Annotated in this window: 12 protein-coding genes; 5 read left to right on the top strand and 7 right to left on the bottom strand. The window is 35.6% G+C overall.

Features of this window, described 5'->3' with window-relative positions; all coding sequences use genetic code 11:
• Positions 1-78: 78 nt before the first annotated feature.
• The 7 genes from ACESM9_RS01175 to ACESM9_RS01145 form a co-directional block, all read right to left on the bottom strand.
• Positions 79-672, bottom strand: a complete 594-nt coding sequence (locus tag ACESM9_RS01175; protein WP_372994447.1) for a hypothetical protein — start codon at positions 670-672, stop codon at positions 79-81.
• A gap of 151 nt (positions 673-823) precedes the next feature.
• A complete protein-coding gene (locus tag ACESM9_RS01170) occupies positions 824-1,126 on the bottom strand; it encodes an AzlD domain-containing protein (protein WP_372994445.1) in 303 nt (100 codons plus the stop codon).
• Complete coding sequence (locus tag ACESM9_RS01165) at positions 1,126-1,833, bottom strand: AzlC family ABC transporter permease (RefSeq protein ID WP_372994443.1); 708 nt, start codon at positions 1,831-1,833, stop codon at positions 1,126-1,128. Before ACESM9_RS01165 ends, ACESM9_RS01170 begins: the two co-directional genes overlap by 1 nt.
• A 106-nt stretch (positions 1,834-1,939) precedes the next feature.
• A complete protein-coding gene (locus ACESM9_RS01160) occupies positions 1,940-2,215 on the bottom strand; it encodes a hypothetical protein (RefSeq protein ID WP_372994441.1) in 276 nt (91 codons plus the stop codon).
• 27 nt (positions 2,216-2,242) lie between these two features.
• Complete coding sequence (locus ACESM9_RS01155) at positions 2,243-3,067, bottom strand: GNAT family N-acetyltransferase (protein ID WP_372994439.1); 825 nt, start codon at positions 3,065-3,067, stop codon at positions 2,243-2,245.
• A gap of 163 nt (positions 3,068-3,230) precedes the next feature.
• Positions 3,231-3,956 carry a DUF975 family protein gene (locus ACESM9_RS01150; protein WP_372994437.1) on the bottom strand — a complete coding sequence of 242 codons (726 nt, stop codon included), beginning with the start codon at positions 3,954-3,956 and terminating at the stop codon, positions 3,231-3,233.
• 44 nt (positions 3,957-4,000) lie between these two features.
• Entirely contained in the window at positions 4,001-4,831 is an 831-nt protein-coding gene (locus ACESM9_RS01145; protein ID WP_372994435.1) for a DNA-formamidopyrimidine glycosylase family protein, read from the bottom strand.
• A gap of 160 nt (positions 4,832-4,991) precedes the next feature.
• Between ACESM9_RS01145 and ACESM9_RS01140 the strand changes: the two genes are divergently transcribed.
• The 5 genes from ACESM9_RS01140 (at position 4,992) to ACESM9_RS01120 (ending at position 12,566) form a co-directional block, all read left to right on the top strand.
• On the top strand, positions 4,992-6,743 hold the full coding sequence (locus ACESM9_RS01140; protein WP_372994433.1) for an ABC transporter ATP-binding protein: 1,752 nt from the start codon (positions 4,992-4,994) through the stop codon (positions 6,741-6,743).
• Between the two features lie 12 nt (positions 6,744-6,755).
• Positions 6,756-8,522 (top strand): ABC transporter ATP-binding protein, encoded by a 1,767-nt coding sequence (locus tag ACESM9_RS01135; protein ID WP_372994431.1) that lies wholly within the window; start codon positions 6,756-6,758, stop codon positions 8,520-8,522.
• A gap of 95 nt (positions 8,523-8,617) precedes the next feature.
• Entirely contained in the window at positions 8,618-10,069 is a 1,452-nt protein-coding gene (locus ACESM9_RS01130; RefSeq protein ID WP_372994429.1) for a spore germination protein, read from the top strand.
• Between the two features lie 3 nt (positions 10,070-10,072).
• The gene (locus tag ACESM9_RS01125; RefSeq protein WP_372994427.1) at positions 10,073-11,263 is read left to right on the top strand and encodes a Ger(x)C family spore germination protein; all 1,191 of its coding nucleotides are present in this window, start codon (positions 10,073-10,075) and stop codon (positions 11,261-11,263) included.
• A 220-nt stretch (positions 11,264-11,483) separates the two neighbouring features.
• Positions 11,484-12,566, top strand: a complete 1,083-nt coding sequence (locus ACESM9_RS01120) for a GerAB/ArcD/ProY family transporter (RefSeq protein ID WP_372994425.1) — start codon at positions 11,484-11,486, stop codon at positions 12,564-12,566.
• Positions 12,567-12,756: the final 190 nt, after the last annotated feature.

Raw genomic sequence — 12,756 nt, 5'->3', positions numbered from 1 at the left:
CCCTATTTATAAATCTACTTGCAGCTTTTTTATATATATTGAACATTAATTCATCACATTTCATGATATAAATAATGCTTAATCTTGCTCCAATTTTTCCCTAGTGCTTTTCGATGTGATTTCTGCCCCCATTATTACTTCAATATTGTCAAGAAGATACTTTTTACCCTTATCATTGATAACTACCATATCATATTCAACACCATTATAACTCTTTCTCTGACTTTCGAAACCATAATTAATAGAATTATCATTGATAACAGTCCTGGTTTTGCCAGTTTCTGTAGTCTCTTCACTCAGTATTCCCATAGCTTTCAATCTTTTATTGATTTCAACTCCCGTTAATCTTTTGCTTTGGTTCAAATCAATGCACATATTAACACATCTAGAAAACTCATTGACTCCTATTTTCCCTTCAGGAAAACGTACTTTACTTTTTTGCTCCGAAGTTATTACAAAAACCCTAGATCTGGGTTCACTTCTTTTTGAACTGTATACACCCCTAGTAACGTTGTCCAGTACTTCTGCTACAAAATAAAAGCACCTTATTATTCTTGGATCATTAAGAAAGCTTTCCTCTTCAATCTTTTCTCCATTTATTGGGTTGATACCATTTGCGATTTTCTGAAGAACTAGTCTTGCTTTCTGAATTTTTTCTAATTCTTCATTCATCTTTTTCCCTCCTTACCATCTCTGTATCAGGAGTTTAAAAATCACTCATACATACTTCAATATCCCTTAAAAACAAAGGCTCCCTGGATGCTTCATTCATTTCTCTTTAATTTATATTGTATTATTAATACTGTGAATTCTCAATATAAACTTACATCAGCATCATCACAGTATAAGCCCCTACAATGCCCCCCGTTACCACTAGCATAACATTGGCCTTGTAAAGGGATAAAATCACAGCAAAACCCCCTCCTACAAGGGCTGAATATATATCTCCTGTGGATGTGACTATTCCGGGAAATATAAGTGCTCCTAAAGTGGCATAGGGTATAAACTGAAGAAATACCTTCAAATATGGCGGCAGCTTCATATCCTTCAAAAATACCATAGGAAGCAATCGAGGTATATATGTCACTATAGCCATAAGAATCACAAGTATAAACAAGTTATTCATCAATCTTCAACCCCCTGTGGAAAAAATATAGTACCTAAAGATGCTGCGCCTATAGTAGCAATTATTATGGTTAATCCCGAAGAAAGAGCCGCAAACATAGGAATCCATTTAAGTAATGAATGTATCACCATGGATATGGCGGCAACCACCAGTATGGGTCTGGATTTTTTCATTGAAGGCAGCAGCAGGCCTAAAAACATGCAATATATAGCTATCCCCATACTGTTTTGAAGAGTATCAGGCAATGCCGTTCCAAATAAAAGACCTAGCCAAGTGCCTGCATTCCAGGAAAAGAAAGCCATGACATTTAACCCCAATTGAAAATATGGGCTTATCTTCTTTTCTTCCCTCATTGAAGCCAATGAAAATGTCTCATCAGTGATACCGAAAGCCAATAAAGACAGAAACCTCTTTGATGTCCTTTCATCAACTCGCTGGGATAGCGATGCCGACATAAGAAAATGCCTGAAATTCAATATAAATGTTGTCATAACAATCTCTATGGTAGTTGCCCCCAGCGTCAGCATATTTACTCCAACAAACTGGCTGGATCCTGCGAAGACTACCGAAGAAAGCATTATACTAATTGTATTCGGAATTTTAGAAGCCTTCGACAAAATGCCGAAGGCTATAGCGATTGGAATATATCCTAAGCCTATTGGTATTGCGGCTCTTAGTCCATCTTTAAACTCTGTTCCTTTGTTCAAAACCTGTCCCTCGCATTTCTATTTCGTATGTTAAAAAATTATTAAAACATTTGTTATATAAAATTATAAAATCTTGACCCCAATTGTTTATTAGTTGCTTTTGTACTCAATTAAAAAATACATTCAATAGAGATCCAATAACCAGATACTCCAAGAATACTACTGCAATGCAAGCCACTATAAAAATTGATAATTTCAGCTCTCCCATCTGGTCCTTCCAATACCTTCCTCTGAGTAATGAGAATATATCTGGAGTAAAGGAGTACCTTACAGATTCTCTAAAATCATCAGAGTCTCTAAATATAAAATAAAAGATTTTTCTATATATGGGTATGTTAAGCACCAGCAGTATAACAATTAACAGTGTCTTGATATTTACCACCTCCACAATACTACTGTCACTCTGTAACTAAGCCAGCCTTACAATAAGATAGTCATCATAGTGCTCAAATCCTAGTGCATTATATGCCTTTACAGCAGGAATATTATCCTTTACTACCATAAGTGTAGGCATTTTACCTCTTCCTATTATCCTTTCGCATATCTCTGAAACAACTGCTTTGGCATAGCCTTTACCCCTTTCTTCTGACCGGGTATATACGCTGCCTATCTGATTGATCTTTGGTGTATAGGTATGAATCCCTGCCTGAGCCACCATTTTACCATCTTTTTCAGCAATGATAAAATCTTCCTCCTTTGCCCTTTGAGATAATGTTTTTATAATTTCCTCTCTGGTAGTAGATTGATTGAATCCTTTTACCCTTCCTTCCAAAACAAAATCAACTATTTTATCGTCTGTAGCTCCAACTGCGTCAATGAAGCTTACTCCTTCCAGTGTAAAAGGTTTAAAGTTTTTATTTATAAAGTAAGAGCTTTCATCCCATTCCAGAACGTTTTTATAGTCTTTAATCTCATCATACAAAGGCTTTACAACTTTCCTCATACCCAGCAGGAATTTAAAATCTCTTTTTCTCATAATCTCTGCAAACAAAGGCACTGCTTCGATCCTTTCAAAATGAGGTATACAGCTTCCCAGATTATAGAAAGGCAGGATTCCTCTTAATTCTTCTCCCTCAAAGAATCCATAATAGTCTCCACATCTTCTCATATCCGGATTATTATCAATGCCAAACTCAATTATATTTGCATAGAGAAATGATGTCTCAATCTCATTTCTTCCTATGTAATTCATAATTTTCTCTTTATCCCATTGTGTAAGCAATCTTATCATCATCTACACCTCCTTATAATGCAAAAACCCCACAGAGTTTCTCATAAGAGTGACTCCGAAGGGTTATATCCATTCGTGTAGGACTGCCTCAGTCCCTATGCTGCTCACATATACATGCTAAAGCATACTCACTTTTGAAGTATTATTCCATATATTTTTCATTTTGTCAATATGGTTGTTCCTCCATATTTTCGTACATCCGTTTACCACTCAATACAAGATATAGCTCGGCTTTAGTAGCATTGTCATAGGGCAATACAAAAAGTACTCCTACTCCGAAAAGTAAAAGGCCCAGTATATACCATCCCAAGAAGGATAGATCCAGTACAAACATATCGAATTTATGTCCATTTGTCATTTCTATACTCATGTTTATTGCTTCCCTAGCCCCTATATTTGGATTATCAGCCAATATATAAGGCACCATGGAGTAAGCATAGTACTTTATTATGCCGGGTATTATGAGAAGCAGATACCATAGAAAGTTCTGTATGCCTTTAAGAAGCATGGTGCCTATAATTCCCATGTAGTTTTCTCTGTCAAAGGCATATTTGAAACAGCCGTCACTGTCCTCATAAAGGGCTGATTTAACGAAAAACCTTCTTCCTCCTACCTCTAAAGGATAACCTAAGAAAATTCGTAAAGCTATTACAGATAAAATTACTAAAATAACTATAGAACCATAAATTGCTATATGCTCAATGGTTAAATCAAAAGGCAGAAAGTTCCTCGATTCGGTATAGTTTCTATAACTGCTTCTTCCTCCTGAGCTGCCTCCTCCACCTCCATTCCCTCCTGCCAGCAATATTACTAAACTGATTAAAAATGCTTTCCCGTAGTTGTTGCTAAGTACAGCTTTCGCTCTGTCCTTTAATTCTTTTCTTGTCCACATATTGATACCACACTTTCCATTTATATACTCTTATAACATCATACTCATTTGTTAAAGAGTTGACACTCATTGCAATAATAAATGCTTCCTCCCAAATAAGCTTCTTTATTTATGACATTACCGCATGCCGGGCATGGCATGCCTGCATTTTTTGAACTCATCACAGTTTTATAACCGCCGTTTATACCAAAAAAATCTTTTTCAGTATCCCTGCCGCCCTTTTCAGCCATTTCTCTAATTGTTGATTCAATAGATTTAAAAAGATTTATCAAATCCTCTTCTCCCAGGGAGTTCATTTTCCTTTTAGGATGTAGCTTTGCATTCCATAGGATATCCTGCAAAACACCGTTTCCCAATCCGGGAATTCGCTGCTGAGTTGCAAGAAAAGCCTTTAGACTTAAACCCTTAGTATTCTCATCCATCATACTTAGAAAATAATCTTCATTAAATTCCTCCGAATAAGGTGAGGGTTTTTCTTTCGCCACCTTATAATAAGGATTTTGATATTCTCCTTCTCTGAAGCACCACATGCCTCCATACATTTGTACAGAACAGCTCATTGAACTTCCATCATCAAATGTAATCATAAGCTGATGCTTTGCCGGAAGCTTTTCTCCTTTTTCGTAATACTTTATCCTTACGCCTTCTCCAAGCAATATTCTGCAATCCTCGGCAGAGATTTCAATGAATCCTCCAAAGCTTGTGCTACCATCTATGTGCTTACCTGCCAAAAGCTTTTGATAATCTTTAGGGTCTTCAAAATACCAAGCAAATTTATGAGGTGTATGTGAGGCAACAACTCTGTCTATCCTTTTTCCCTTCAGAGTTTCATTTATCTGTCTTGCAATAACTTTTGCTTCCGGCAATTCAATCATCTAAATACCCTCTTTCCTTCATATTTTATGCTTAAATTTTACCATATATTTTCTTTATATCATACTAATGTTAATTTAATTTTACCATGATAAAATTCACTGTAAATATAGCTTTTTTTGTGATAGTCTAAGAATGTGAGCTGATATAGGGAGGGGTAGTATGAGTAAATTCAGACATATTGAGGATTTCTTTAGAAAGTATAAATGGAAGTATCTATTGGGTATATTTGTTCTTCTGTTTGTTGACGGTCTTCAACTAATAACACCTAAGATTTTAGGTTATGTTACAGACGCTTTAAGCACCCATAGACTGTCGATGAAAGAAATATATTTTTATGCATTCCTGATAGTGCTTATTGCAATTTTTGTAGCAGTTTTCAGATATGTATGGAGAATGCTCATAATAGGTTCTTCCAGGGAGTTGGAATTCTGGCTTCGCAACAAATTGTTTGCTCATCTGGAGAAGCTTTCCCTTAATTATTTCTACCACAAGAAAACAGGAGATCTTATGGCTCATGCAACCAATGATATAAATGCAGTTAGAATGGCCTTTGGCATTGGTGTTGTAATGATGACTGATGCCATATTTCTCACCGCCTCTACCATCATAATAATGATGGTATCTATTGACATTAAATTTACCTTGATAGCTTTGATTCCTTTCCCTTTTGTTGCAATTATAGTAATGTTTTTCGGTAAAATGATTCAAAAAAGGTTTAAGAATGTACAGGAAGCCTTCTCGAATCTAACAGATAAGGCACAGGAAAGTTTTTCGGGAATAAGGGTGATAAAGTCCTTTGTCCAGGAAGAAAGGGAGATAAGTAACTTTGGAAAGGCTAATGATATAAATTTAAAGGCTCATATGAATCTGGTAAAGATATGGGGAGCCATGTTTCCTCTGGTTGTTTTTCTATCAACTATAAGCTTTGTAATCGCACTTTACTACGGTGGAACCCTTGTCATTGATAAGGTTATAAGCCTGGGTCAACTGGTAAGCTTTATAACTTACTTAGGTCTTCTCACATGGCCAATGATGGCAGTAGGCTATGTAATAAATGTATTGCAAAGAGGAATAGCTTCTATAATGAGGCTTAATGAGATATTGGATACAGAGCCGGAGATACAGGATGATGATAATACCTTGGATATAGATGATTTTGAAGAAACAATAGAAATTAAGAATCTGTCCTTTACATACCCGGGAGCAAAGGTACCTGCTCTTTCAGATATCAATATAAAGCTGAAAAAAGGAAAGACTTTAGCAGTCATTGGCAAGACAGGAAGCGGAAAAAGCACTTTGGCTAATTTACTGCTAAGGCTCTACAATGTGGAGGAAGGAAGCATATTAGTAGACGGCTATGATATCAATAAAATTCCCCTTAGCATTCTCAGAAGGAAAATAGGTTATGTACCTCAAGATAATTTTCTATTTTCATGCTCAATAAGAAACAATATAGCCTTTGCAGATGAAAATCTACCTTTTGAGAAGATAGAGGAAGCAGCTAAGATAACCAGCGTATATGATGACATTATGGGCTTTCCACAGCAGTTTGATACTCAACTGGGAGAGAGAGGTGTAACCCTCTCCGGAGGACAGAAGCAGAGGATTTCTATAGCCAGAGCTATAGCCAAGAATCCAGGTATAATGATATTTGATGATTGTCTCTCCGCAGTAGATACGAAAACTGAAGAAAAAATACTTAGCAATCTAAAAGAAGTAACCAAGGACAGAACAAGTATAATAATAGCTCATAGAATATCTACTGTTAAGCATGCTGATGAGATAATAGTATTGGATGAAGGCAGGATAACAGAAAGAGGAACCCATGATGAGCTTGTGGCCTTAGGTGGCTACTACAGCAGCATATACCATAAGCAGCTTCTGGAAGAAAAGATTGCTGGACAGGAATAGGAGGTAGGATCTATGAATAACTTTCATGAAGAAGAAGTATTGGGAAAAGCCTTTGATGCCCGATTGATGAGAAGGCTCCTCAAATATGCCAAACCCTATATTGGTCTCATATCTGCCTGCTTTCTGCTGTTGATTCTCATAACTTTCAGTGATCTTGCCAGGCCTTATTTGATGAAAATTGCAATAGATAACCATATAGCAATAGGTGATAAAGAAGGATTAAAGAGTATTGCATTGATATTTGTTGCTGTAATTACAGGAGGCTTTATCTGCAACTACATACAGGTTTATCTTTTACATTATACCGGCCAGAAGATTATATACAACATGAGGCAGGAACTTTTTTCCCATCTTTTAAGGCTGTCTCTCTCATTTTATGACAGAAATCCTGTAGGCAGACTTGTCACCAGAGTAAGCAACGATATGGAAAACCTTCATGAAATGTACACTGCCGTTTTAGTAAATCTGTTCAAGGATATTCTGACCCTTATAGGCATCATCATAGTAATGTTGAGGATGAACGCAAAAGTTGCCCTCATAAGCTTTATCGCCATACCGTTTATATTTTTATCTGCCATGATTTTCAGGAGAGAATCAAGAAAAGCCTATAGATTGGTCAGGGTAAAATTAGCAAAGATAAACGCCACCCTAAGTGAAAACATATCTGGCATGAAAATTATTCAGATATTCAACAGAGAAAACTTTAAATATGATGAATTTTTTGCTATAAATGATGAACATAGGCAGGCAAGCCTGAGAGAGGTTTTTGTATTTGCCGTATTCAGGCCTTCTATGGACTTAATCTATTCCTTTTCCTTAGCGCTGCTCATTTGGTATGGAGGCGGTAGAGTACTGCAGGGTACGCTGCCTTTTGGAGTTCTATTCGCTTTTGTAAACTACATCGATCAGTTCTTTAAACCCATAAATGATTTGACAGAGAAGTTCAATATATTGCAATCTGCTATGGCATCAGCAGAAAGGATTTTTCTTCTCCTGGACCAGGAAGAAGGAATCAAAAATGTAGAAAATCCCAAACCGTTGGGTAGACTGGAAGGGAAAATTGAATTCAAGAATGTCTGGTTTGCTTATGAAGATGAGAATTGGGTTCTCAGGGATGTAAGCTTTACCATAAATCCAGGCGAAACCGTAGCCTTCGTCGGCGCCACAGGAGCAGGCAAGACATCTATTATCAGCCTGATAACACGGCTCTATGATATTCAGAAAGGTGAAATACTCATTGACGGTAAGAATATAAAGGAAATAAACAAATATGAGCTTCGTTCCAAGATAGGAGTAGTGCTTCAGGATGTTTTCCTCTTTACCGGGGACATAAAGGGGAACATAAGATTGAACAACCAGGATATAGACGATGAAAAGATTAAGGAAGTGGCTGGCTTTGTAAATGCAGATACCTTCATAAAGAATCTGCCCAATAAATATGACGAGAAGGTTATGGAAAGAGGCGCCACACTATCATCGGGACAAAGGCAGCTATTAGCTTTTGCAAGAGCTTTAGCCTTTAATCCTTCGGTTCTGGTTCTTGATGAGGCCACTTCAAACATAGATACTGAGACGGAGCTTTTGATACAGGATGCCATCAAGAAACTGATAAAAGACAGAACCAACATCATAATTGCCCATAGACTTTCAACTATACAAAACGCTGACAAGATCATAGTAATGCACAAAGGCAGGATAAGAGAAATGGGTAAACACCAGGAACTGCTGGACAAAAAGGGAATGTATTACGACCTGTATCTGTTGCAATATAAAGAATAGCTTTGTATAAAAAACATTTCTTTAACAGATAATTAGTTAAAGAAATGTTTTTTTATTGTTGCGAAGCAATCTTTTTTATGTAAAGCGGTGATGGTATGGACTTGAATGCTAAAAATCTAGAGCGTTTATTAGGCAAAAATCTGGATATATGTTTTAAAAATATATATGTTGGCTTAGACAGAACTATTAAAGTAACAATTGTTTATATAGAAGGGCTGACTGAAAAAGAACATCTAAGCAATTTTATCATCAAACCCCTTTTGGAAGGCCCCGACTTTCGTCATGCAGAAAAAGAAAAAGAAGTAATAACTTTAATTGAATCAGGCAGCTTATATTTTCCCCTGGGCAATAAGCTTAAAGATATTGATTCTGCTGTTTCTTCATTATTTAAAGGAAATGTTTTATTGGTTTTTGATGAAGAATCAGTTTCATTTTCATTTGAAGTCCAGGGATTTGAAAAGAGAGCTATAACTGAACCTTCCAGTGAAAATGTAATCAAAGGGCCAAAAGATACCTTCGTGGAAGATCTTATGACCAATATTTCCACAGTAAGAAGAAGAATAGCATCCCCGGACTTAATTATAGAGAAAACAACTGTGGGACAACAAACAAAAACTACAGTTGCTTTAATATATCATAAAGGCATTGCTAACGAAGATATAGTTGATGATATAAGAAGAAGAATCGATTCCATTCGTATTGACGGGGTATTTTCTACTGCATATCTGGAAGAATATTTGATAAGTAAAAAGTATTCACCTTTTCCTCAAATTATATTTACAGAAAGACCTGATAAGTTTTCATCAAATATCATAGAGGGGAGAGTCGGAATAATCATAGACGGCTTTCCCACAGCTTTAATACTTCCAGCCACCTTGGTAGCTTTAATGCAAGCTCCTGAAGATTATTCCACAAACTTCCTGGTGAGCTCTCAAATAAGATTTTTACGATATTTATTGATTATCGTAACTCTTTTTCTGCCGGGCTTTTATATAGCTGTTACCTCTTTTCATTATGAAATGCTGCCGACAGTATTGATATTATCAGTAAAAATAGCCAAAGAAGGAGTCCCCTTCCCAACGTTTCTTGAAACTATAGCTTTGCTTATCGCTTTTGAGATTTTGGTTGAAGCCGGTATCAGACTTCCTAAAAGCATAGGTCAAGCCTTATCAATTGTAGGAGCAGTAGTAGTTGGTCAGGCAGCAGCCCAGGCCAAGCTTTCTTCTCCTGCAGTTGTTGTACTGATATCTGTTACTGCCATATCAAATTTTGTATTGCCCAATCAGGATTTGTCCAATGCCATTAGGCTATGGAGGCTTATCATAGCTATAGCTAGTAGTATAGCTGGTCTTTTTGGCATGTGCATAGGCGGTCTTTTTCTGTTATGTCATCTTTGCTCCATTGAAAATTACGGTGTGCCATATCTGTCACCTTTTGTGTCCAGCACTAACCCTCAATTTCAGGACACTTTTATCAGAAGTCCTGTAAGGTTAATGAAAAAAAGACCTATTGATTTGAAAACCCTAAATAAGAAAAGGATAGATTAAGATATGAACTATAAAGTGTATAAGATACTTATTGTTATTCTTATATTCATGCTTATTACAGCTGGCTGCTCAAATATTAGTTTTGGAAAAGTAGAGATAGATGAGCTGTTAATTCTAAATGCAGTGGGAGTAGACAGGTCAAATGACAATAACGAAAGCGCTGTAGCAATATCCGCTGCTTCAAAAAGCATAAACGCAACCTCAGAAGAGACCAGTAATGCATCTGCTGGTCAAAAAACCAAATCAGCACTGCTTGTCTCTACTGGTGAAACAGTTTTTGAGGCTATTAGAAAGCTCTCAACCTTTTCTGAAGATAGATTATTCTGGGGACATGTTGACTATATCCTGATTGGAGAAGATGCAGCAAAGGATAACTTGCCCCAATATCTGGACTTTTTTATGAGAGACCATGAGTTGAGATTAAACTCAAAGGTTTTGATAGTAAAGGATAATACGGCCAAGGCCGTTTTTCAGCAAACCATTGAAGAAGAGAACTTTATAGGTGATATACTGGAAAATCTATTTAAATCAAAAGGACGGATGTCCATATCCGATGAATTACTCCTGGTAGAAATTATGGGTATGTTTGATAATACCTGTATATCAACCTACATCCCATGTATTGAATTAATAAATGAACCAAATAATAAAATAAAGCTGTCCGGATTTGCTCTATTCAAAGATACTGATTTGTTTGGGTATATTACTGATGGTATGGCAAGAGGCTTTAACTGGGTCAGAGGAAAAGTTGACTCAGGAGTTATAGCTGTTAAGGACAGAAATGGGCAAAAAATATCACTTGAAATAATAGAATCAAAAACTAAGATAAAACCTGTCATATCCGATGGCAGGCTTGATATAAAGATCAAAATATTATTTTCAACTAATATAACTGGTGTAATGGGAACAAAGAATATTTTTGAAAAGGATGAACTGGATTTTCTGAAAACACAACAGGAGGAAGCAGTTAAAAATGAAGTAAAAAAAATAATAGAGTTTGCTCAAAAAAATAATATGGACATATTTGGAATATGCAATGAAGTTCATCATAAAAAGCCAGTTTATTGGAAAAGTATAAAAGACAACTGGTCTGAGATATTTCCAAATCTCAATATAACAGTGGAAGTTGACTCCAATATAAACAGAACTTATGATATAAAGCAACCAGTAAGAAGCGGTTATGGGGTGGATTAATGATTGCCTGGATCATCATAATAATTCTGATATCATCTTGGGAACTTTATAATATGAGAAAAAAAGATTTGAAGAAAGAAAAAGTAATCCTTATTTTTCTTACCTTACTATCTTTATTTATGGTTTTTATAAAATCAAAATATCCTTACGATATCAGTATAGCAAGATTTGCACTTGATCTGTTTGGCTTACCACATTAAATCAAAGGAGAATAGTACATATGCTGGCAGGTAGACAAAAGATATCATTGAAACAGGCTTTGCTTATTTATATTACTTTATTTTTCTCACCTTCAATACGATTCATGCCTTCCTATACTGCAGTCATTGCAAAACAGTGCGGTTATCTGTCCCCTATAGTACCTTTTATTATTTTACTCCCTGTCATTATCTTATTGAATAAAGTATTTATGAAACATAAAGATAAATCTTTGATAGATATTTACTACCATTCCTTAGGCAAAACTGCAGGAAAAGCTTTGCTTTTTTTATATGTCTTATGGATGCTGCTGATAACTGCATTATACACAAGATATTATAGTGAAAGGCTTGTAACTACAGTATTTACCCAAACTAAGATCGATATTTTTATACTGGTAATGATGGTCACTATTGCATATGTATTAAAATCTGGTTTTGTAGTAATTGCAAGAATGAATGAAATAATCTTCCCATTAATCAGCGTAATCTTCTGGAGTTTAGCAATATTTATGCTGCCTAACTTTAAAATAGATAATATCACCCCAATAAGTTATTTAGATATAATCCCTGTTATTAAAGCAGGTTTTGGCATCTCATTTCTATGGGCTTATATTATTTATATACTTTTTTTAAGTGACATTATCAATGATAAAGAAAACTTAATGCGCCAGGGTATGTATACATTAACTTATTTGACTATTTTGTCTTCAATTTTAGTTGCCTTTGTAATTGGTATAATTGGCTATTCCATAACAGCTAAAATTCCTCTTCCATTCATGGATGCTGTTAAAATAGTATCCTTTTTTGACATAGTAGCCAAAATTGAATCGGTAGTAGTCATAATATGGATCTTAGCTGATTTTATCCTTATCTCAACCTTTTCATATATTATACTGCATTTACTGAAATCCATATTTAATTTAGAGGATGAAAGACACTTTATCAATATATTTTTAATAATCTTATACTTCCTTGCAATGCTGATCACATCCAGTAAAATTGAACTTGAAGCCTTTTCATATACTATAGGTATTGCAGGCAATTTTTTACTGAATATAATCATACCCTATATTGTTTTGGCTATAGCTTTATTCAAAAAATAAGACACTGGGGACGGTTCTTTTTGTCCCCAGTGTTTTATTTGAGGAGTGAGTATTGTCGGTCTATGGTTATGATGGCATCATAGTTTGGATGCCTCTTTTTTATAGCCTGTTTCACTTCCTCTACCAATACTTTTTCGTCCTTTTCCTTAAATCCGTAAGGCACAACCATATCGAAAATAACATTCATGTG

Origin of the sequence: Lutispora sp. (assembly GCF_041687175.1) — a bacterium.
GTDB lineage: Bacteria > Bacillota > Clostridia > Lutisporales > Lutisporaceae > Lutispora.
Note: the sequence above shows the minus strand (reverse complement) of the source record. Positions and strands in the feature narration are given on the sequence as shown.

What these genes read in the sequence shown, in the direction of transcription:
- ACESM9_RS01135 (WP_372994431.1), top strand. Translation starts at nt 6,756, where the DNA reads ATGAATAACTTTCATGAAGAAGAAGTATTGGGAAAAGCCTTTGATGCC.
- ACESM9_RS01150 (WP_372994437.1), bottom strand. Translation starts at nt 3,956, where the DNA reads ATGTGGACAAGAAAAGAATTAAAGGACAGAGCGAAAGCTGTACTTAGC.
- ACESM9_RS01130 (WP_372994429.1), top strand. Translation starts at nt 8,618, where the DNA reads ATGGACTTGAATGCTAAAAATCTAGAGCGTTTATTAGGCAAAAATCTG.
- ACESM9_RS01170 (WP_372994445.1), bottom strand. Translation starts at nt 1,126, where the DNA reads ATGAATAACTTGTTTATACTTGTGATTCTTATGGCTATAGTGACATAT.
- ACESM9_RS01125 (WP_372994427.1), top strand. Translation starts at nt 10,073, where the DNA reads ATGAACTATAAAGTGTATAAGATACTTATTGTTATTCTTATATTCATG.
- ACESM9_RS01120 (WP_372994425.1), top strand. Translation starts at nt 11,484, where the DNA reads ATGCTGGCAGGTAGACAAAAGATATCATTGAAACAGGCTTTGCTTATT.
- ACESM9_RS01145 (WP_372994435.1), bottom strand. Translation starts at nt 4,831, where the DNA reads ATGATTGAATTGCCGGAAGCAAAAGTTATTGCAAGACAGATAAATGAA.
- ACESM9_RS01155 (WP_372994439.1), bottom strand. Translation starts at nt 3,067, where the DNA reads ATGATGATAAGATTGCTTACACAATGGGATAAAGAGAAAATTATGAAT.
- ACESM9_RS01140 (WP_372994433.1), top strand. Translation starts at nt 4,992, where the DNA reads ATGAGTAAATTCAGACATATTGAGGATTTCTTTAGAAAGTATAAATGG.
- ACESM9_RS01175 (WP_372994447.1), bottom strand. Translation starts at nt 672, where the DNA reads ATGAATGAAGAATTAGAAAAAATTCAGAAAGCAAGACTAGTTCTTCAG.